This window comes from Mycoavidus sp. SF9855 (assembly GCF_024582735.1).
In the GTDB taxonomy this organism is placed as follows: domain Bacteria; phylum Pseudomonadota; class Gammaproteobacteria; order Burkholderiales; family Burkholderiaceae; genus Mycoavidus.
The window spans coordinates 184,546-205,510 of record NZ_CP102085.1 but is presented as its reverse complement, the minus strand read 5'-3'; the positions used below and the strand labels follow the sequence as shown (position 1 = coordinate 205,510).

Genomic DNA, 20,965 nt, shown 5'->3' with positions numbered 1-20,965 from the left:
GCAGCCGTCTAATCAAGAGGCCGCCTTACATTTTACTACTTTTTTAGAATTTTACTCTCGATCAGAGCCGTTACCACAAAAGTAGTTTTAGGCTCACGCCCAGAACCCACACTCGCTGCGTTAAGCTTAATGTATTGACTGACGCGTTAAGCCCAATTTATCGGATTGCATCCAGTATCCTAGTAATGAGCTGGTGGCTAAGTTGCATCACTTTATTTAGCTCGCCCTCGTAATTTGCGAGCGCCTTTTCTGCTTGCGAAAGCGGCGCGTTTATCTGCTGCGAAATCATCTCGGCCTCGGCTGTGGCTTTCAGCCTCTGCACTACCGCGCGTTGACCATCGCATAGCGTATTTAATGCGACCCGCACCAACTCAAATGGATTTTTGTATTCATCTGAATAAATACCCTGAGTCGTTAGCCGCAGCATCCTAGACTCGCTTACGGCATTCCACGCGTTAGAACGTAAAAGTGCATCGCTACTGGTCATTTAACCCGCCTTTTCTTGATAAAATCGTACAAAACACCGCTCTTCGCCCCCTCTGACACACTTGATTGTTGCCAGAGTTGAGTAATTATTCAAACTATTTTAGCCTATTCAACGCCAGCGATTGCAACAAATTATCATTAAGCCAATTGCCGCGTCTTCTTATAAGCGACTTTATCCGAGCGTTGGCGCTGATTGGCGGTTTCAGATGAGTCCGACTCAGCGCGCATCGCCTTCGTATATTCTTCACTATATGTAACTGCACGTTGCATATGGGCTTGGATTTGCTCAATCTGCTCGGGTACATCGCTGTTGCTGCTGTCCCACGTTTGCTGCAACTTAGCTAAACGCGCCTGCGCTTCAGGGTCGCGCGCTGCATTTTCAGTCAATTCAGCAACTTGTGCACATAATTCACTGACACGTTCTGCGAGCTTATCCATATCTGACATTTGACGCAGCAACACTTCGGTCTGGTTGGGTTCGCGATTCATCCGAAATCCTCTCGTTAAATTAATTTAATCAAATACAATAAACACATTTGTCAATACAGTATAGACCTGATTTAAAAAATAGATATATGCGTATCACAAGTTCTTAAACTAAATTAACTTCGCGGTAGAAAGTTCATGTTTCAAATAAGCATAATAAATCGGCGCGGCAACGACACCGGGCAAGCCAAAACCTGCCTCCATGATAATCATCGCCAATAATAGCTCCCAGGTACGAGCTTCAATCTCAATTCCAATAATACGTGCATTCAGAAAATATTCAAGTTTATGAATGACAACTAGAAAAATCAACGAAGCAACCGCCACCGGTGCGCCCGCGGCTGATAATGAAACCACAATAATGACAGTATTTGAAATCAGGTTACCCACGACCGGGAGCAGCCCGATCACAAAAGTAAGCAGAACAAGCGTTTTCGCAAGCGGCAGGTTAATATGGAACAGTGGCAGCGCAAGCAGCAGATAAATGCCGGTTAAAGTCGCGTTGATCAAAGAAATTTTTACCTGCGCGAAAACAATACGCTTAACCGCATCACTAAAATGGCTAATGCGCGTTGCCAAGGCGGCGGCAAATGGCAAGCGATATACGCGGCGGGTGACACTAACCGCAACAATCGCGCCGAGAATCATGCCTAGCGTAATCCGCACGAAACCCAGCACAACATTTTTGCCGCCTTGTCGTAATTCGCCAATATGCGCCCTCAACCAATCAAGCGCACCTGTGCGAATATCTTCTATATCGTCCGGTAGGTAATTTTGCAACCAAAGTGGCAATTGTCCGCGCGCGCCATCAATAATTTGCAAAGTCCGTTCAAGCAGTTTTTGTTCGTTAGGCGCACTATGTTGAAAATACGAAATGGCGGCCACCGTCGCGGCACTTAAAACGCCCGTCACGATAATAGACAGCAGCATGACAGACAACCAGCGCGCACGTTGGCTCGACAAGCGCTTTTCCAGTAAAGGGGTCAGAGCACGAATCAGCTGAAAGGTAAATAAACCGGCCAGTAAACCACTTAGCAGCTGGAGCGCTAACACTAACCACAGCGCAATACCTGCCAAGATGTAGCTGGCGATTTCAACGACCACCCATTTAGCTGGCACACTGGTTGATTTGCGCCCTGGCGCACCTAAAACATAGGGCGCATGAACATGCCGTTTAGACTGATGTGCTCTGTTTTCTTCCATCTTGATTTCCTTTCCCCTTAAAGTCCGTGCGCTACGCGTTAGATGCCGTTTCTATCTCACTACCCCGCGGTTTTTTGCGCTTATTTCTTTTTAAGAGTGGTGCTAAATACTTTCCGGTAAAGCTTGCCTTTGACTTGGCGATTTGCTCTGGTGTGCCGCATGCAATGATTTGACCGCCACCGGCCCCACCTTCTGGACCCAGATCAATCACCCAGTCCGCGGTTTTAATGACATCAAGGTTATGTTCAATAATCACCACCGTATTACCTTGGTCGCTCAGCCGGTGAATCACCTCAAGCAGCAATGAAATATCATGAAAATGCAAACCCGTGGTCGGCTCATCAAGAATATAAAGCGTGCGGCCAGTATCGCGCTTAGAGAGCTCTAGCGAAAGCTTCACCCGTTGCGCCTCACCTCCTGACAGAGTGGTGGCCGCTTGGCCAAGACGGATATAGCCAAGCCCAACATCAAGCAAAGTCTTCAGTTTACGCGCAACAATTGGCACCGGCCTAAAAAATTCATAGGCAACTTCAACGGTCATCGCTAATATTTCGCTGACATTTTTGCCTTTGTATTGAATCTCGAGCGTTTCGCGGTTGTAGCGTTTGCTATGACACACATCGCAGGGGACATAAACATCTGGCAAAAAGTGCATTTCAACTTTTAGCACCCCATCGCCTTGACACGTTTCACAACGGCCGCCTTTTACATTAAAGGAAAATCGACCCGGGCCATAGCCTCGCTCCTTAGCTGCCGGCACGCCTGCAAAAAGCTCACGGATTGGCGTGAAAAGGCCCGTATAGGTTGCCGGATTTGAACGGGGCGTGCGACCTATCGGAGACTGGTCAACATTAATGACTTTGTCAAAATGTTCAAGCCCTTCAATTTCTTCATAGGGCGCAGCTTCGGCAGTTGAGCCATATAAATGGCGGGCAGCCGCGCGATATAACGTATCATTAATTAAAGTTGATTTACCCGAGCCCGAAACCCCCGTAATGCAACTCAATAGACCAATCGGCAACTCAAACGTAACATGTTTTAGATTATTGCCATGCGCGCCAATAATCTTTAAAGAATTTACCCCTACTGGTTTGCGCTCAGCCGGCAAAGCAATCTGGCGGCGACCCGCGAGATACGCACCCGTTAATGAATTAGGATCCGCCTCAATTTGCGCGGGCGTACCCTGCGAAATCACGCAGCCACCATGCGCGCCTGCGCCTAGGCCCATATCAACCACATGATCAGAGGCGCGAATCATGTCTTCGTCATGCTCAACCACAATCACCGAATTGCCCAAATCGCGCAGATGCTTGAGCGTTTTAATTAAGCGGTCATTGTCGCGCTGATGCAGGCCAATTGAAGGCTCATCAAGCACATACATCACCCCGGTTAGGCCAGAGCCAATCTGCGAAGCAAGTCTAATGCGCTGCGCTTCGCCGCCTGATAAAGTATCTGCGCTGCGTTCGAGCGAAAGGTAATTTAACCCGACGTCATTCAGAAACGACAGGCGCGCCGTGATTTCTTTAATCACCCGGTCCGCGATTCCTTGTTTAGTTCCGGTCAGATGTAAAGTCTGGAAGTAACTTAACGTATCGCGTAGCGGCCAAGCGCTGATTTCATAGATCGCGCGCGCGTTCGGGCCATCACCAAGCTTTACATGGCATGCCTCACGGCGTAAACGCGCGCCAGCGCAAGCGGGACATTGCTGATTATTTTGGTATTTCGCCAATTCTTCACGCACCGTCGCCGACTCAGTTTCACGGTAACGGCGCTCAAGGTTAGGAATGATGCCTTCAAACACATGCTCGCGAATCGACGTGCGCCCACGTTCATTGAGATAAGAAAAAGGGATAACCTCTCGTTGCGAACCAAACAAGATAATTTTTTGGGTTTTCTCTGGCAACGTCTCAAAAGGCGTATCAAGCTCAAATTTAAAATGCGCGGCCAGGCTTTGTAGCATCTGAAAATAAAATGGGTTACGCCGATCCCAGCCCTTAATTGCACCCGAGGCTAGCGACAGTGAAGGAAAGGCCACCACTCGTTTAGGATCGAAAAACGTGATTTGACCCAGACCGTCGCACTCAGTACAAGCGCCCATTGGGTTATTAAATGAGAAAAGGCGTGGTTCAAGCTCTTGCAACGAATAAGAACAAATCGGGCAGGAAAATTTCGAGCTAAACAGGTGTTCATGCTCACTCTCCATCTCAACTGCAAGCACCCGGCCAGCAGAAAGCCGTAACGCGGTTTCAAATGATTCAGCTAAGCGCTGCTTCATATCGGCATGAGTTTTGATCCGGTCTACCACGACATCGATTGTGTGCTTATCGTTCTTTTTCAGCTTTGGCAGTTCATCAACTTCATAAATATGGGCTTTGCCTTCATTTGCGGTCCCGCCACCCGAGCGCACACGAAAACGGACAAAACCCTGTGCTTGCATTTGCGCAAATAGATCAATATGCTCGCCCTTACGGTTGACAACCACTGGCGCCATGATCATCAATTTGGTTCCAAGCGGCAACGCCAGCACCGCATCAACCATTTGCGATACACTTTGCGCCGCAAGAGCCAGCGCATGGTCTGGGCAATAAGGTGTGCCTACACGCGCATAAAGTAAGCGCAAATAATCGTGAATCTCAGTCACCGTCCCCACCGTTGAGCGTGGATTATGTGACGTGGCTTTTTGTTCAATTGAAATGGCCGGCGACAACCCTTCAATCAAATCAACATCCGGTTTTTCCATCAGCTGCAAAAATTGCCGCGCATAGGCGGACAAACTTTCAACATAGCGCCGCTGGCCTTCAGCATAGAGCGTGTCAAACGCCAACGACGATTTACCTGAGCCAGAAAGTCCCGTAATCACAATTAAACGGTGGCGGGGTAAATCAAGATTGATATTCTTTAAATTGTGAGTGCGGGCCCCACGAATGCGGATTTCTTCCATAACCTGTAGCAAAAAAGGAGCTCAAACCTGTTACTATAATCGCTTACTGAGCAGCATGCTCAATTCCAAATTTTATCTACTGCGTTTGTTTGCTTTTCTTTGATTGCCTCCTTATCTATGAACTCACAAGAAATTCGCGCAACCGTTTCGCTTGCGGCGATTTTCGCGTTGCGCATGTTAGGTCTCTTTTTGATTCTGCCGGTCTTCTCAGTGTACGCGAAGACCGTGCCAGGCGGCGACAATGCCTTACTCGTCGGGCTGGCGCTTGGGATTTATGGACTGGCGCAATCGCTTTTTTACATTCCTTATGGGTGGCTATCCGATTGGCTTGGGCGTAAACCCGTGATTATTGCGGGGCTGCTGGTTTTTGCACTGGGTAGTCTAGTCGCAGCACTGACCTCCGATCTGACCTGGATCATCATTGGTCGCGCTCTGCAGGGCGCCGGCGCCATCTCGTCAGTGCTCACCGCTTTGTTAGCTGACCTCACTACGACAGAAAATCGCACTAAAGCAATGGCGATGGTAGGTGCGAGCATCGGTTTATCATTTGCGGTGGCGTTGGTGGCGGCGCCGACTTTATTTGGCTGGCTCGGCATGAGCGGATTGTTCAGCATCATTGGCCTACTCGCAGTCGCATCAATCGGTGTGGTGTTATGGGTCGTCCCTACCCCTGCCGCCCCAACCGCGCATAGCAAAGCCCCGTTTACACAAGTGCTACGCCATGCGGAATTGCTACGGCTCAATTTTGGTGTGTTCGTCTTGCACTTCACCCAGATTGCCCTTTTTATTGTAGTCCCGCACTTACTGGTAACGGCTGGGCTACCTATTACTGCGCACTGGAAGATTTATTTGCCTGTGATGGGATTGTCTTTTGTACTGATGATCCCGGCGATTATTGCTGCGGGGAAATATGGTCGCATGAAAACCGTGCTACTCATCGCTATTTTATGTATCCTGTTCAGCCAGTTGTTATTCGCTGAATTTCCACCTACTCTATGGTGGTTGGCGGGCATACTGACGGTGTATTTTACGGGTTTTAATGTGCTTGAGGCGGTGCAACCCTCGCTTATCTCAACCCTAGCACCCGGCGCACGCAAAGGTGCCGCAATGGGTATTTACAACACTGTGCAGGCGCTCGGTTATTTTATGGGCGGTGTGTTCGGCGGCTGGTTGCTGAAAAATGCAGATTATCACACAGTATTTATAAGCTGCGCGGTACTCGTGGTTGCATGGCTTATAATCGCCGCCAATATGCAATGCCCACGCGCGGCACGCTTTTCTGAATCTATGCATCGAATTGACAGGGGAAATTAATGGCATCCGTGAATAAAGTTATACTGGTTGGCAATCTTGGCGCCGATCCTGAAATCCGCGCTTTACCTAATGGCGATCCGGTAGCCAATATTCGTCTGGCTACTACGGAACGTTACAAAGACAAAGCAAGTGGCGAAATGAGAGAACTGACTGAATGGCATCGCGTCGTTTTCTTTAACCGGCTAGCAGAGGTAATACGGGACTACCTTAAGAAGGGGTCATCCGTCTATATTGAAGGACGGATTCGCACTCGCAAATGGCAAGACCAAAGCGGGCAGGATCGCTATTCAACTGAAATCATGGGTGACCAAATGCAAATGCTCGGCGGGCGTAGCACTGGCACAGTTTCAATGGATCAAGAAGGCTACGGGCAAGGGTCCGCTCAACCCCCTGCGCGCACAAGCAATTTCACTCCTGCAAACGCAGCGGCAAACCGCCCTAGCAGTGCGCCCGCCCATGCGCCAGCAAGCAGTGGATTTGATGAAATGGACGACGATATTCCGTTTTAAACACCGTTGTTTGGTTTGCTATAGCGGGAGTACTTGGTACTTTCTAATTTTATGCTGCTTGCGCTAGATATTTTAGTTTTTCTAGCCAAGCAGAGAAATGCGGGCACGCTTGCTTGATCGATGGGATACCAATTTTTGCTAACAAGGTCGGCCCATCAGAAGTTTCTTTATAGCCTATACCAAGTTTGTTCAACCGTGCTTTAGGATGAGTGTGCTCACCGTGATTGGTGAGTTCAGGCTCCCCGGCATATTCAACTGCCGTTGTTAGCTCTTCAAGCACCCCTACCCTTGTATCACCAAAATGCTCTGCTATCTTGTGAGGAGCACAGAACAGCCATGCCTCAAATTCATGCAAGGCAAAAATGGAATAAAGCGAGGATGGTTAATCTCTTGCGCAAACCTCTGTTGCAAAGCGTTAACCCGTTCACGCGCGCAGCCTGGCCCGCGGGCATGATCGATACCAGGAAAATCATCCGGTAATCCATAAAAATCAAGCAATGTAGTAATCCACGCGTGCGTATCAAAAGTCAGTGGTAACAGGTTCTTGCGAATCTGCTCCCAACCCGATACACCACCCCGAAAGCCGCCACCTGCTGCTAAACGCTTTGTCCAAAGCACGATAGGAGATATGTATACGCAATACTTTTCTTCTAAATAGGGGCCGAGGGTCGTCTTCACAAAAATTTCTTCAGATTGACCTTCAACGAGCATAAGCACCCTGGTCATGGTCGGCCTCCGAGCACATTTTTCTCCCATAACTCGCCCAAACTGAATTCTCCCAGCCAATGGCTAAGTTCGTTTTCCGGTAAACGGCGAAATTGAGTTTTTAAACCATCATTTTCAGCAATAATTACGTCTTTGGGTGAAAAATGGTTGAGTAAAGTCACAGACTGTGTCGCCAATAATACCTGAACATCCTTGGATGCTACCTCTAACATTTCAGCCAAAATACGGATTGCAAAAGGATGTAAACCAAGCTCTGGCTCATCTAAAAGAATTAAAAAGGGCGGAGTAGGTTGCAGTAATAGTGTAGCCAAACAGATAAAGCGTAACGTGCCATCAGATAACGAATAAGCATCAAAATAAGCATCGGAGCCTTTTTGCTGCCATTCAAGTTTGATTTTTTCCTCATCCAATCGCAAAGGTTCTAGAATAAAATCATCGAAAAAAGGCGCAACCAAGCGTACATGCTCAACGATGTGTCGATAATTGATTGGATGCTTCTGTTTCAGCCAGTACAAATAAGCTGGCAGATTACCCGCATCAGAACGAAAAAAACGATTGTCCGAAAGATGGGCTGTTCGTTTTGCTGGCGACGAATCCGACGTGTCGTGAAAATGATAAAGTTTACTATTTTCGAGTTTCGGAAATATATGAATAGCAAGTGGGTTGTTGACAGATTTAAAAACGAATTCTCTAAAGTGACTTTCTTTATGTCCAACCGCAATTACCCCTTCATAACCCCGACCCCATAAATTATTATTGTATTTGACCCGTTCTTCCTCAAAAAACAGTCTGTCTTGTTCTGCCTTTAATGTGAAACCATATGATTCATTTTGCTCAAAAACAAAGTCAATTATTAACGCAGGCGTGACTTTTCGCCCATGATGGAGTAATCGGTCCGGCTGACTCGCCACGAATAGTTGCAAGTTATGAGAGAACACCCGTTCTAGTAAACGGAATACTCCAATCAAATTTGATTTGCCAGAACCATTCGCACCGATGACGATATTAAGATTATTTAATGACAACTCTGTCTTGGCGATTGATTTGAAGCCTTCAATCTTGACCTTGCATAGGTTTTGCATAGAGAGTGCTTAAGGAAATAAGGGTATACAAATCTTGAGCCCTTGTCGCCCAATACTCTAACATAGCGCTTGGCTAAGTGATGACATCGAGCAATGCTGTTTTATCAAACTGCCATGGAATGGGCGGCGCAACCACAGCCTGACTCAGATGAGCCATAAATAGATGGCGCGGAATTTCACGCCCGCCGAGTGAGGCCAGGTGTGGTGTATTTTGTTGGCAGTCGAGCATGTTTACATTATGCCGTTTTAAATGGCTAACTAATGCAGCCAGTGCAATTTTGGATGCATCGGGGCGTAGCGCAAACATCGATTCACCAAAAAACATCATGCCAACGCTCATGCCATATAAACCACCAACGCACTTATTTTCATACCAAGTCTCAACGCTATGCGCAAATCCCTGCTGGTGCAGCGCACTGTAGGCCGCCAGCACATCCGCCGTAATCCAAGTTCCGTTTTGGGCCTGCCGCGTGACGTGGGCGCACGCCGTGATGATATCGATAAAACAGGTATCCACACGGATTTCCCAAGCAGGCTCGCGTAGTACGCGTTTTAGCGTTTTTTTAAATGAGGTCGATATCTTAAATTCTGCAGGGACAAGAACCATACGTGGATCTGGGCTCCACCACAAGACCGGTTGGCCGTCTGAATACCAAGGAAAAATGCCCTGGCGATAAGCCGCGAGCAGGCGTTGCACATCTAATGTTGCGCTTGCCGCAAGCAAGCCAGACGCGCCACTGCCTGAGTCAAGCGCGGATTCAACGCTTGGGAAGGGATCATTATTGTGCAGCCAAAGCAACATAGTATAAAGATAGGCAAGCCATGATCACCGGATAAGCCGAGATTGCCGGTTCATTATAGTGCACAAAGTCTTCTATCATGAATGGCAATGGTGCAATTTCAGCCTGAGTGTAAAGTGTGGAGAATATCACCCGTATGCAGCTTAAAATTTCCGCTAGCGCTATCAGCAAAGAAAAAATGCAAGGTTTGTTCAACGCTTGCAAAAGCGATTTCAGGCCAAGGAATGCTTGCTTCGTCAAAAAGTTGCACCTCTAAACTTTCTTCACCTGCAGCAAAGTCAAGATCTAGCAAACGGGCGCGATAAAAAATATGGACCTGACGCGCGCGAGGTACATTTAATAACGAGTAAAGCTCCTGTATTTCAACCCGTGCCCCAGCTTCTTCGAGGGTTTCCCGAGCAGCTGCTTGAGTCGTGGTTTCGTCCAGTTCCATAAAGCCCGCGGGTAAGGTCCAAAAGCCATAACGCGGATTGATTGCACGACGACAGAGTAAAACTTTACCGTCCCAGACCGGCACCGTGCCAACTATATTGCGAGGATTTTGGTAATGAATTTCACCGCAATGCATACACACAAAACGCTCCCGGTTATCACCAGGTGGGATAACTGAATTCACCGTGTCACCACAAGTAGGGCAGAATTTCATAATAGCGTTGGTTATTTGTTAATTCGTTCATAATAGCGAACTTTCATTATTAATGCTCAATCGTGTTGAATTCCCTTTATCCGCTTGCACGCTCATGTCTGTTCCGTCTGGACGCAGAAGCAGCACATCATTTGACTCTTTCGCTACTGCGCACAGCGAGTCGCATTGGCGCGACTAAACTTCCAGGTTTATGCACAGTCCGCGCACCACGCACAGTCATGGGGCTACATTTTGATAACCCAGTTGGCCTGGCCGCAGGGTTAGACAAGGAAGGTGGCTGCATTGATGGCCTCGCAGCGCTTGGCTTTGGCTTTATCGAGGTAGGCACGGTGACGCCACGCGCGCAACCTGGCAATCCACGTCCACGCCTGTTTCGTCTGCCCGAGGCTGGCGCCTTGATTAACCGGATGGGGTTTAATAATGGTGGCGTTGAGCAATTTGTAGAAAATGTACAAGCCGCACATTTTAAAGGTGTCCTTGGCCTTAATATTGGCAAGAATGCCGACACGCCGCTCGCGCAAGCGGCCGATGATTATTTATATTGCCTGGAACGAGTCTACCCATTTGCCGGCTATGTGACGATTAATATTTCATCACCAAACACACAAAATCTGCGTCAGTTACAAGATCAAGCGGCCCTTGATGCCTTACTTGCTACATTAAAAGATAAACAGCAGCGCCTGGCCGATCAATACAAAAAATACGTACCCTTGGTGTTAAAAATTGCGCCCGATCTTGATGATGAACAGATTAAATTAATCGCCGATACTTTGCTACGCCACCGTATTGAGGGAGTCATTGCAACCAATACAACGCTATCACGTACATCGGTTACTGGGCTCCCATCTGCGGATGAAGCAGGCGGCTTATCAGGCAAGCCGTTATTCGATGCTTCAAATGCCGTGATTCGCCAACTTTATGCTGCCTTAGGCGATGCCATTCCTATCATTGGCGTTGGCGGAATTTTTTCAGCCGACGATGCACGTGCAAAGCTAGCTGCAGGCGCATCACTTGTACAATTATATACCGGGCTCATTTACCGCGGTCCTGCCCTTGTACGCGAATGCGCACAGGCACTTGCAGAGATACCGACCGCTTGCGCACCCATCACATGATTCAAGCTTTAAGGTTTTGTTGTACCGAATGCGCATGTTCGATAAGCGAGCAAGTCACTTATGGTATAAAAAGACTTTCCCTTCTTTTTATTCAATGCGATGAGCGATAGTAGTTCGCCAACTAAAACTTCGATTCAGGTGATTGAGCGCATGACGTGGCTGTTAGACGCACTTGCCACGCAGACTAAAGCGATTAGCCTAAAAGAGCTTGCGCAGCAAACTCAATTACATCCATCTACCGCGCATAGAATTCTCAATGATCTGGTGACTTGCCGTTTTGTGGATCGCGCTGAACCCGGCGCGTACCGGCTTGGCATGCGGCTGCTGGAGCTAGGCAATGTGGTTAAAGCACGGCTTTCGGTGCGCGATACTGCATTAGGGCCGATGCACGAGCTGCGTCAACTGACTGGGCAGACAATTAATCTATCAGTCCGGCAAGGAGATGAAATTGTTTATATCGAACGAGCCTATAGCGAACGCTCGGGGATGCAAGTGGTGCGGGCGATTGGCGCACGCGCGCCGCTCCATCTGACCTCGGTTGGTAAACTTTTTCTCGCCGTGGATGAAAGCGAAAGCGTACAAGCGTATATAGCCCGTACTGGGTTAGCCGGCCACACGCAAAATAGCATTACTCATGCCGCTAAGTTGACCCGTGAGTTAGACCATGTACGCCAACATGGTTATGCGCGCGATAATGAAGAACTCGAGCTAGGCGTGCGTTGCATTGCGGCCGGCATTCATGATGACACGAACAAACTGGTTGCTGGACTATCCCTTTCCGCCCCTGCTGATCGGATGCAAAATGTTTGGCTCGCCCAACTTAGTGAGACAGCATTACGTATTTCACGCATACTCGGCTATCGGCAAAAATCAGTAGATCACGATCAATAAATTGGCCGCTCATCACCCTTAATTTTCTCTCTAAAATAGCATGCTTGCATAAAAGGCAAAGGGAAAAGCAAAACGCTACTCATCGCTCAAGCGACTCCCAAATTTTATGTAGCCGTTTAACTGAGATTGGCATCGGGGTACGCAACTCCTGCGCAAAAAGTGATACGCGCAATTCTTCGAGCAGCCAGCGAAATGCCTGCAGTTGCGGATCGATGATATGAGCCGTCTGACGCCGCTGCCCTTGGGTGCGTAAATAACGCACACTCAACGGCGAAAACTCAGCAAAAAGCCGTGCATCACGAGCCGTATCATTTTTTAATTTATCGATGCGTAGTGTCATCGCTTGTAAATAACGCGGAAAATGGGCCAGCTGTTCATAAGGCGTATCGATCAGAAAATGCTTCTCAATCAAAGCCTGCAATTGTTGCGTCATATCGGCATGAGCCGGCGCAAAACTTTTTACTGCAGCGAGTTTTTTCGATACCGTGGCGTATGCCGTCAAAATATGTGCTGCCAAGCGAGCAACTTCTTGGGCGAGTAATGTAAAGCGACTGCGCCCTTCATCACAGCGGCTAGCAAAAGTCGCTGCATCCGTAGGCAATGGCTCGCGTAAACAAGCAAGCTCAAGCGCACAGGTGATAATTTGCGCACGAAGCTCATCTGCGGCGCCAAGCGGCATGTATTGCATTGCCATCTGCTGAAAACCCGGCAGATTTTTTTCGATAAAACGAATTGCTTCACGCAGTTGCAACGCAAAAAGCCGCCGTAAGCCAACTCGATGAGCACGCGCCGCCTCTTGCGGTAGATCAAAAAGCTCTAGATCGCAAGCTGCACCGCGATCAACCAGTGCTGGATAGCCAATCAGAGTTTCGCCCTTGCGTTCAATCTCCATGAGTTCTGGCAAGCAGCCAAAACTCCAGCTGGTCAAATTTTCGTAGAGTGCCGCAGCGGCCTTAGGGTTGTGTGCTTTTTCATTATTTTGTGCTGTTGCGTTTTCTTCGGTTACGCCAGTCACTGCTTTAAGCGCAATTTTCTGGAAATTTTGCTGCGCTTGGGTACCTAATTCTGCCCGCAATTGCGCAAGATTACGACCCGAGGCAAGCTGCCGACCATATTCATCGATCACTTTGAAACTCATGAACAGGTGCGACGGCAAGGTTTCGAGCTTAAAATCAGTCATATGCACATTGAGTTGTTCTTGCTCGCGGATATCCGCACTCAGCGCTTCCATCAGACTACCCACGCCGAACCTTGCGCGCTCGACAAAACCCGCCGCATAAGCAGGTAAGGGAACACAATGGCGGCGCAATTTTTGCGGCAATGATTTGAGCAATAAATGGACTTTTTCTTTAAGCATTCCCGCCACCAGCCATTCACAACGATGCGCATCGATTTGGTTTAATGCAAAAATTGGCACTGCCAAGGTCACCCCATCACGGGGTGAGCCTGGCTCGAAGTGATAGGAGATGGCCATTTCAATCCCAGCCAGTACCAGTTTTTTCGGAAAGAGCTCGGTCGTCACGCCAGCGGCTTCATGCCGCATTAGATCATCGCGGGCTAAGAAAAGGAGCTTTTCATTTTTGCTATGTTGACTCCGCATGGCCTGGCGATACCAACGCTCAAGATCAGCGCCGGTATAAATATCAGGCGGAATGGCTTGATCGTAAAAAGCATAAATCAACTCATCATCAATCAGAATATCTTGGCGCCGAGAGCGATGTTCAAGTTGCTCAATCTCAGCGATCAATTGCCGATTGTGTTTGAAAAATGGCAGCTTAGTGTCAAACTCGCCCTCAACCAAAGCGGAGCGAATAAAAATTTCCCGCGCCTGTAGCGCAGCTTGCGCCGTCTGTTTACCAAAACTCACGCGACGGCGATGATAAACCGTTAAACCATATAGTGTTGCGCGCTCAAAGGCGACCACCTGAGCCGCTTTCTTTTCCCAGTGCGGCTCACTGATGGATTGCCGTAGTAAATGCGCGCCAGCGCGCTCAATCCAAGTTGGCTCAATGGCCGCGGTGGTGCGCGCAAATAAGCGGCTGGTCTCGACCAACTCAGCTGCAATAATCCAACGTCCAGCTTTTTTGGCTAAGCTCGAACCAGGCCATAAATAAAATTTGATCCCGCGAGCGCCCAGATAATAAGGTTCGTTATCCGCTTTCAGCCCAAGATTTCCCAACAACCCGCTCAACAGTGACACGTGGATTTGCTCGAATGTCGCAGCTGTCTGGTTAATCCGCCACCCCTGCTCACCAACCACGGTCAATAACTGGCTATGGACATCGCGCCATTCACGTAAACGTAAATGTGACAGGAAATTGGCGCGGCATAAATCCAGCAATTGCCGGTTTGATTTTTTATGCGCCAGCGCTTCATCGAACCACTGCCAGATTTTAAGCAAAGATAAGAACTCCGATTTTTGATCGGCAAATTTACGATGCGCCGTATCAGCAGCGCCCTGTTGTTCAAGCGGGCGATCACGCGGATCTTGCACCGATAGTGCGCTGGCGATAATGAGTACCTCGTGCAATGCTTGTTGCTCACACGCAGCCAAGATCATCCGGCCGACTCGCGGATCAAGCGGCAGTCTCGCTAGGGTCTGACCAACCGGCGTTAAGTGGTGGGCACTATCAACGGCCCCTAACTCAGTTAATAACTGATAGCCATCCGCAATCGCCCGCGCCGGTGGCGGTTCAAGAAATGGAAAGCTTTCGATCTCAGCCAGCTGTAGCGATTTCATTCTTAGAATGACGGCAGCCAATGAAGAGCGCAGAATTTCCGGGTCGGTAAAACGGGGACGCGTTTGCCAATCAGCCTCATCGTACAAACGAATACAGATGCCATTTGCAACCCGCCCACAACGGCCTGCACGTTGCTGTGCCGCCGCCTGTGAAATCGGTTCAATACGTAATTGTTCAACTTTATTACGATAAGAATAACGCTTAACACGCGCGAGGCCGGTATCTACTACATAACGGATACCGGGCACCGTCAGCGAAGTTTCAGCCACATTAGTGGCCAGCACGATCCGGCGTGCATTGCCGGTTTTAAACACACGCTCTTGCTCAGCCATTGATAAGCGCGCAAATAAAGGCAAAATTTCAGTGTGCAGGGGATGGCGTTGACGTAGTGCTTGCGCCGCCTCACGAATTTCGCGCTCGCCGGGCAAGAATACCAGCACATCGCCCGCGCCCTCACGCGCCAGCTCATCCACTGCGTCGACAATCGCCTCCATCAAATCGCGCCCGGCTTCCCGCGCACTTTCAGGCTTGCCAGACACCGCCGCAGATGACGTCGTCGCTGACAAACCCGCCACCCGCGGGTCATCATTTAATACTGGGCGATAGCGCATCTCAACCGGGTATAGTCGGCCACTCACTTCAATCACGGGCGCATTGCCCCCGGCGTGACTAAAATGCTTAGCAAGCCGCTCAGCATCTAACGTGGCGGAGGTAATGATTACTTTTAAATCGGGCCGGCGCGGCAGAATTTCTTTTAGGTAACCCAATAAAAAATCAATATTCAGGCTGCGCTCATGAGCCTCATCAATAATTAACGTATCATAGGCGCGCAGCAGCGGGTCAGATTGGGTTTCTGCTAACAAAATACCGTCGGTCATCAGTTTGATGGATGCGCCACGGCTCAGTTTGTCAGTAAACCGTACTTTATAGCCGACGACCTCCCCCACTGGCGTATGCAGCTCTTGCGCGATCCGTCGCGCGGTGGCGGTGGCCGCCAAACGCCGTGGCTGAGTATGGCCAATCAGCCCATCTCCGCCTGCGCCCAGGCCACGCCCGAGCGTCAGGCAGATTTTGGGCAACTGCGTGGTTTTACCAGAACCTGTCTCGCCGCATACAATCACGACCTGATGCGCGGCAATCGCGGCGGCAATTGCCACACGTTTGCCTGACACTGGTAATTCAGCGGGAAACTCTATCGGCGGCAAGCGGCTCGCCTGAGCTAGCGCCTGTTTTTTAGGTAACAAAGGGGGGGTGACTGTCGACAATTTGCCAAAACCTGCGTAGCTTGCCCGAGACATAAGTCCCAAGCCACAATTGAATAGATGAATGAGGCATTATAATCTGCGAATGAATTCTTTTAGCATCCCCACTAGCGACAAAATGGCTCCTCAGAAAGTCTGTCATGAAATACATGAAAAAGCGCTCGAAATTGCTGATCAACAAGCTCGCTTTGTTGATTGGTTACGTTCTGTCGCACCTTATATCCATGCTTTTCGCAATAAAACCTTTGTGGTTGCATTTGGCGGCGAGCTCGTGCAACAAGGCGCGCTTAACGCCTTAATTCAGGATGTCGCGTTCCTCCATGCAATGGGTATGCAAATTGTGCTCGTGCACGGCTCGCGCCCACAGGTTGAAGAGCAATTACGCTTACACCAGGTTGAATCATCATTCTCGAACGGCATGCGCATTACTGATGCAGATGCGCTTGAGTCTGCTAAGGAAGCCGCCGGTGAGGTACGCCTAGATATCGAAGCCGCCATCAGCCAAGGGCTGCCCAATACGCCCATGGCCCATGCACGCATTAGCGTGGTTTCGGGTAATTTCGTCACAGCCCGGCCAGTCGGCATTTTAGATGGCGTGGATTTTCAGCATACCGGGATTGTGCGTAAGATCGATGCTGATTCGATTCACCATTCACTCTCCAATCGCAAATTTGTGCTACTGTCGCCACTGGGGTTTTCGCCAACGGGTCAAGCTTTTAATCTGTCCATGGAAGATGTGGCTTCGGCCGCCGCGATTGCACTGCATGCGGATAAATTGATTTATCTGACACCCATGCCAGGCATCGTCGAGCATGGCGAATTGCAACATGAATTATCGCTTGATGAAGCCCAGCAATTGCAAACCTCAGACACCCTTGATGCAGAGGCGGCAAATTATCTAACTCATGCCATCCGCGCTTGCCGAGCGGGTGTAACACGTGTGCATTTAATTCCGTTTACGCTTGATGGCAGCATTTTGCTTGAGCTTTTCTCTCACGATGGCGTCGGCTCGATGATCTCTGACAGAAATCTCGAAAGTCTGCGCGAAGCAATGGCCGATGATGTTGGCGGTATTTTACAGTTAATTGAGCCGCTTGAATTTGATGGCACTCTGGTGCGCCGCGAGCGCACTCAAATTGAGCGCGACATTAATTATTTTTCTGTCATAGAGCATGATGGCGTGCTTTTTGGCTGCGCTGCACTGTATCCATATCCGCAAGAAAAATTGGGTGAAATGGCCTGTCTAAGCGTTGCCCCAGATGCGCAAGGGACAGGCGATGGCGAGCGTTTGTTAAAACATATTGAGCAACGCGCGCGCGCGCGCGGGCTCACGCGTATATTTGTGTTGACCACGCGCACGGAACACTGGTTTTTAAAACGTGGCTTCAGAAAAGCCAGCATTGGTGATTTGCCTGAAGATCGCCGCCGCCTCTATAACTGGCAACGTAAATCATTGGTGCTCATTAAACAGCTTTAAAAAACAGGCAATTCCTTGATAAAGCATGCGCATCTCATAAATTGTGAGAGGATTGTGTCGCCACTCCCTCTCATTGAGCATCACTATTCAATAGGACTAAATCCATGACTCGTATCGTTCACTGTGTCAAACTTGACAAAGAGGCTGAAGGCCTTGATTTCCCGCCTCTGCCGGGCGCATTAGGCCAACGCATTTATCAGAATATATCGAAAGAAGCTTGGCAGAGTTGGCTCAAGCAGCAAACCATGCTGATTAACGAAAATCGTCTAAATATGGCCGACGCGCGTGCGCGACAGTATTTAATCAAACAAACCGAAAAATTCTTTTTTGGCGAAGGGGCCGATACCGCATCTGGCTATGTACCGCCTGAAAATGCCTGAGAAAATTGTAATGAACAACAGCGACACCACTCTCACCAAAAGTTTTGAACCCCACGCAATCGAAACGTATTGGAGGCCACTTTGGGAACAAAGAGGCTACGCCCAACCAACATTCTTGCCTGAGCAGGAAGATTTTTCAATTCTGCTCCCGCCGCCCAACGTCACCGGCACATTGCATATGGGCCATGCGTTTAACCAGACAATCATGGATAGCCTGGCCCGTTATCATCGGATGCAGGGTGCAAACACGCTCTGGGTCCCTGGCACCGATCATGCCGGTATTGCAACTCAACTGGTGGTGGAACGCCAACTAGATAAACAAAATCTGTCACGCCATGAGCTTGGCCGCGAAACATTTATCGAGCATGTTTGGGCTTGGAAGGAAACCTCTGGCTCAATCATTACAGAGCAAATCAAACGTCTAGGCGCATCGATTGATTGGAGTCGTGAGTATTTCACGATGAGCCCGCATATGTCGCAGGCCGTCATCGAAGTATTCGTTCGCTTATACGAACAGGGACTTATCTATCGCGGCAAAAAGCTAGTCAATTGGGACCCTAAATTAGGGACTGCCGTCTCTGATCTAGAAGTGGTCAGTGTGGAAGAGGATGGCTCGCTTTGGCATATCCGTTACCCTCTTGCTGATGGCTCTGCTGATTTGACGGTCGCCACCACCCGCCCAGAAACCATGCTGGGGGATGCAGCCCTGATGGTTCACCCACAAGACGAGCGCTATCAAGCTTTCATTGGAAAAATGGTGCGACTGCCGCTGTGCGAGCGCGAAATTCCTGTGATTGCGGATGAGTATGTAGACCCTACTTTTGGGACTGGCGTAGTCAAAGTAACGCCGGCGCACGATTTCAATGATTACCAGGTAGGTCAACGGCACCAACTGCCATTAATTAATATTCTAACGCTCGACGCTAAAATCAATGAGAACGCTCCGCTCCGCTGGCGTGGCCTTGATCGCTACGAGGCGCGTCAATTGATTGTTGCCGAGCTTGAAACCCAAGGTTTACTCGCTGCCGTCAAACCCCACAAATTAATGGTGCCACGCGGCGACCGGACCCAGACGGTGATTGAACCCATGCTCACCGATCAATGGTTTGTGGCCGTCAATAAGCCAGCCCCAGCGGACAGTCTGCATCCCGGCCAATCGATGGCGGCGATTGCACTTGACACCGTGCGTAAAGGGGAAATTAAGTTTACCCCGGAAAATTGGGCCAATACCTATTATCAGTGGCTGGAAAATATTCAGGATTGGTGTATTTCTCGGCAACTTTGGTGGGGCCATCAAATTCCTGCGTGGTACGACGAGCAGGGTCAAATTTATGTCGCGCGCAACGCAGACGAAGCGCACGAAAAGGCCCGTGCGCGCGGCTATACAGGCACGCTCAAGCGAGATGCGGATGTGCTCGATACCTGGTTCTCGTCAGCGCTAGTGCCCTTCTCAGCACACGGCTGGCCTAAGCAAACCAAAGAGTTAGCCCATTTTCTGCCATCCTCCGTGCTGGTCACGGGCTTTGATATTATTTTCTTCTGGGTCGCGCGGATGGTGATGTTGACTCAGCATTTTACCGGCCAGGTGCCATTTCATACGGTGTATATACATGGTCTCGTGCGTGATGCAAACGGCCAGAAGATGTCAAAGTCAAAAGGCAATATACTCGACCCCATCGATTTAATCGATGGCATCACACTGGATGCGCTTATCGCCAAGCGCTTAGCCACTTTGCAGGATCCGCAACAAGCCGCTGATCTTGAACAAAAAACCCGCGCCGAATTTCCTCATGGCATTCCGTCATTTGGCACCGATGCTTTACGCTTTACTTTTGCCTCACTGGCGACGCCAGGACGCAACATTAATTTCGCGCTAGCACGTTGCGAAGGGTATCGTAATTTTTGTAACAAGCTGTGGAATGCAACGCGCTTTGTGTTGATGAATTGTGAAGGTCAAGACTGCGGCATTGATTTAGCAGATGGCGCAGGCCACCACTCTGCTAGCGAGCTATCGCCCGCAGATCGCTGGATCATTTCTTTACTGCAACAGGTCACCGGCGAAATCGAAAAGGGCTTTATTGAATTACGTTTCGATCTGATCGCGAGCACTTTATACAAGTTTGTCTGGGACGAATACTGCGATTGGTACCTTGAATTTGCTAAAGTGCAATTGCAAACAGGCACCCCGGCCCAGCAGCAAAGCACGCGACATACGTTGTTATACGTACTAGAGGCGATCTTAAGGCTTGCCCATCCGATTATTCCTTTCATCACTGAAGCGCTGTGGCAAAAAGTCGCGCCACTGACTGGCCGTTATCCATCCGACAATGCGCCAAATCAGACTTCTATCATGGTGCAGCCTTATCCTCGCGCACAAAAAGAAAAAGTCGATCTAGCCGCCGAACAATGGGCGGCACAACTCAAAGCCGTCATCGATGCATGCCGCAATCTGCGCAGTGAAATGAACCTCGGGCCGGCCCAGCGGGTACCGCTTTTTGCCAGCGGCGATACTCACCTACTGACAGCATTCGCGCCGTATGTACGTGCCCTCGCCCGCTTATCCGAAGTCACTCTAAGCGCCGATGAGGCAAACCTCGACGCCATGGCAGCGGATGCCCCTGTGGCCCTCGTTGGTACGCTGAAACTGGCATTAAAAGTTGAGATTGATATTGCCACTGAGCGTGAACGGCTGACCAAGGAAATACAGCGGATTGAGATAGAAATCGCAAAATGTAACGCTAAGCTACAAAATAATCACTTTGTTGCAAAAGCACCAGAGAATGTGGTTGAACTCGAACGAAAAAGGCTATCAGAATACGAGTTAATGCTCACTAAGCTCAATACTCAGCTCGCCCGGCTAGCCGGCTGACATTTATTTCGCAATCGCCTGAAAGGACCTCAGCATA

At 49.3% G+C, this 20,965-nt stretch carries 15 protein-coding genes and 1 pseudogene; 7 read left to right on the top strand and 9 right to left on the bottom strand.

Annotation, left to right across the window (positions count from 1 at the left end):
* Positions 1 to 157 precede the first annotated feature (157 nt).
* The 4 genes from NQD60_RS00825 to uvrA all read right to left on the bottom strand — a co-directional run bounded on the left by NQD60_RS00825 (position 158) and on the right by uvrA (position 5,116).
* Positions 158 to 487 (bottom strand): hypothetical protein, encoded by a 330-nt coding sequence (locus NQD60_RS00825; protein ID WP_257100689.1) that lies wholly within the window; start codon positions 485 to 487, stop codon positions 158 to 160.
* Between the two features lie 137 nt (positions 488 to 624).
* The gene (locus NQD60_RS00820; protein ID WP_257100688.1) at positions 625 to 975 is read right to left on the bottom strand and encodes a hypothetical protein; all 351 of its coding nucleotides are present in this window, start codon (positions 973 to 975) and stop codon (positions 625 to 627) included.
* 108 nt (positions 976 to 1,083) lie between these two features.
* A complete protein-coding gene (locus NQD60_RS00815; RefSeq protein ID WP_257100687.1) occupies positions 1,084 to 2,175 on the bottom strand; it encodes an AI-2E family transporter in 1,092 nt (363 codons plus the stop codon).
* Between the two features lie 31 nt (positions 2,176 to 2,206).
* Positions 2,207 to 5,116 carry an excinuclease ABC subunit UvrA gene (gene uvrA, locus NQD60_RS00810; RefSeq protein ID WP_257100686.1) on the bottom strand — a complete coding sequence of 970 codons (2,910 nt, stop codon included), beginning with the start codon at positions 5,114 to 5,116 and terminating at the stop codon, positions 2,207 to 2,209.
* 117 nt (positions 5,117 to 5,233) lie between these two features.
* On the opposite strand from uvrA, the gene NQD60_RS00805 reads away from it, so the two are divergent.
* On the top strand, positions 5,234 to 6,430 hold the full coding sequence (locus NQD60_RS00805; protein ID WP_257100685.1) for an MFS transporter: 1,197 nt from the start codon (positions 5,234 to 5,236) through the stop codon (positions 6,428 to 6,430).
* Positions 6,430 to 6,939 (top strand): single-stranded DNA-binding protein, encoded by a 510-nt coding sequence (locus NQD60_RS00800; RefSeq protein WP_223693161.1) that lies wholly within the window; start codon positions 6,430 to 6,432, stop codon positions 6,937 to 6,939. Before NQD60_RS00805 ends, NQD60_RS00800 begins: the two co-directional genes overlap by 1 nt.
* Positions 6,940 to 6,988: 49 nt before the next feature.
* On the opposite strand, the pseudogene NQD60_RS00795 reads toward NQD60_RS00800, so the two are convergent.
* The 4 genes and pseudogenes from NQD60_RS00795 to NQD60_RS00780 all read right to left on the bottom strand — a co-directional run bounded on the left by NQD60_RS00795 (position 6,989) and on the right by NQD60_RS00780 (position 10,193).
* Positions 6,989 to 7,650: pseudogene (locus tag NQD60_RS00795) on the bottom strand (DUF4276 family protein).
* An 11-nt stretch (positions 7,651 to 7,661) separates the two neighbouring features.
* Positions 7,662 to 8,747: an AAA family ATPase gene (locus NQD60_RS00790; protein ID WP_257100684.1), complete on the bottom strand. Its 1,086-nt coding sequence runs from the start codon at positions 8,745 to 8,747 to the stop codon at positions 7,662 to 7,664.
* 73 nt (positions 8,748 to 8,820) lie between these two features.
* Positions 8,821 to 9,549: a leucyl/phenylalanyl-tRNA--protein transferase gene (gene aat, locus NQD60_RS00785; RefSeq protein ID WP_257100683.1), complete on the bottom strand. Its 729-nt coding sequence runs from the start codon at positions 9,547 to 9,549 to the stop codon at positions 8,821 to 8,823.
* 98 nt (positions 9,550 to 9,647) lie between these two features.
* Entirely contained in the window at positions 9,648 to 10,193 is a 546-nt protein-coding gene (locus NQD60_RS00780; RefSeq protein ID WP_257100682.1) for an NUDIX hydrolase, read from the bottom strand.
* 62 nt (positions 10,194 to 10,255) lie between these two features.
* Between NQD60_RS00780 and NQD60_RS00775 the strand changes: the two genes are divergently transcribed.
* Together NQD60_RS00775 and NQD60_RS00770 are read left to right on the top strand one after the other, a co-directional pair.
* Entirely contained in the window at positions 10,256 to 11,308 is a 1,053-nt protein-coding gene (locus NQD60_RS00775; RefSeq protein ID WP_257100681.1) for a quinone-dependent dihydroorotate dehydrogenase, read from the top strand.
* A gap of 99 nt (positions 11,309 to 11,407) precedes the next feature.
* Complete coding sequence (locus NQD60_RS00770; RefSeq protein WP_257100680.1) at positions 11,408 to 12,199, top strand: IclR family transcriptional regulator; 792 nt, start codon at positions 11,408 to 11,410, stop codon at positions 12,197 to 12,199.
* Between the two features lie 79 nt (positions 12,200 to 12,278).
* On the opposite strand, the gene hrpA is transcribed toward NQD60_RS00770, so the two are convergent.
* Complete coding sequence (gene hrpA / locus NQD60_RS00765) at positions 12,279 to 16,238, bottom strand: ATP-dependent RNA helicase HrpA (protein ID WP_257100679.1); 3,960 nt, start codon at positions 16,236 to 16,238, stop codon at positions 12,279 to 12,281.
* An 82-nt stretch (positions 16,239 to 16,320) separates the two neighbouring features.
* On the opposite strand from hrpA, the gene argA reads away from it, so the two are divergent.
* The 3 genes from argA to NQD60_RS00750 all read left to right on the top strand — a co-directional run bounded on the left by argA (position 16,321) and on the right by NQD60_RS00750 (position 20,928).
* Positions 16,321 to 17,679 (top strand): amino-acid N-acetyltransferase, encoded by a 1,359-nt coding sequence (argA, locus tag NQD60_RS00760; protein WP_257100678.1) that lies wholly within the window; start codon positions 16,321 to 16,323, stop codon positions 17,677 to 17,679.
* 104 nt (positions 17,680 to 17,783) lie between these two features.
* Complete coding sequence (locus NQD60_RS00755) at positions 17,784 to 18,059, top strand: oxidative damage protection protein (protein ID WP_223693151.1); 276 nt, start codon at positions 17,784 to 17,786, stop codon at positions 18,057 to 18,059.
* A 10-nt stretch (positions 18,060 to 18,069) separates the two neighbouring features.
* Positions 18,070 to 20,928: a valine--tRNA ligase gene (locus tag NQD60_RS00750; protein WP_257100677.1), complete on the top strand. Its 2,859-nt coding sequence runs from the start codon at positions 18,070 to 18,072 to the stop codon at positions 20,926 to 20,928.
* Positions 20,929 to 20,965 lie beyond the last annotated feature (37 nt).

What these genes read in the sequence shown, in the direction of transcription:
- NQD60_RS00825 (WP_257100689.1), bottom strand. Translation starts at nt 487, where the DNA reads ATGACCAGTAGCGATGCACTTTTACGTTCTAACGCGTGGAATGCCGTA.
- NQD60_RS00820 (WP_257100688.1), bottom strand. Translation starts at nt 975, where the DNA reads ATGAATCGCGAACCCAACCAGACCGAAGTGTTGCTGCGTCAAATGTCA.
- NQD60_RS00815 (WP_257100687.1), bottom strand. Translation starts at nt 2,175, where the DNA reads ATGGAAGAAAACAGAGCACATCAGTCTAAACGGCATGTTCATGCGCCC.
- uvrA (WP_257100686.1), bottom strand. Translation starts at nt 5,116, where the DNA reads ATGGAAGAAATCCGCATTCGTGGGGCCCGCACTCACAATTTAAAGAAT.
- NQD60_RS00805 (WP_257100685.1), top strand. Translation starts at nt 5,234, where the DNA reads ATGAACTCACAAGAAATTCGCGCAACCGTTTCGCTTGCGGCGATTTTC.
- NQD60_RS00800 (WP_223693161.1), top strand. Translation starts at nt 6,430, where the DNA reads ATGGCATCCGTGAATAAAGTTATACTGGTTGGCAATCTTGGCGCCGAT.
- NQD60_RS00790 (WP_257100684.1), bottom strand. Translation starts at nt 8,747, where the DNA reads ATGCAAAACCTATGCAAGGTCAAGATTGAAGGCTTCAAATCAATCGCC.
- aat (WP_257100683.1), bottom strand. Translation starts at nt 9,549, where the DNA reads ATGTTGCTTTGGCTGCACAATAATGATCCCTTCCCAAGCGTTGAATCC.
- NQD60_RS00780 (WP_257100682.1), bottom strand. Translation starts at nt 10,193, where the DNA reads ATGAAATTCTGCCCTACTTGTGGTGACACGGTGAATTCAGTTATCCCA.
- NQD60_RS00770 (WP_257100680.1), top strand. Translation starts at nt 11,408, where the DNA reads ATGAGCGATAGTAGTTCGCCAACTAAAACTTCGATTCAGGTGATTGAG.
- hrpA (WP_257100679.1), bottom strand. Translation starts at nt 16,238, where the DNA reads ATGTCTCGGGCAAGCTACGCAGGTTTTGGCAAATTGTCGACAGTCACC.
- argA (WP_257100678.1), top strand. Translation starts at nt 16,321, where the DNA reads ATGGCTCCTCAGAAAGTCTGTCATGAAATACATGAAAAAGCGCTCGAA.
- NQD60_RS00755 (WP_223693151.1), top strand. Translation starts at nt 17,784, where the DNA reads ATGACTCGTATCGTTCACTGTGTCAAACTTGACAAAGAGGCTGAAGGC.
- NQD60_RS00750 (WP_257100677.1), top strand. Translation starts at nt 18,070, where the DNA reads ATGAACAACAGCGACACCACTCTCACCAAAAGTTTTGAACCCCACGCA.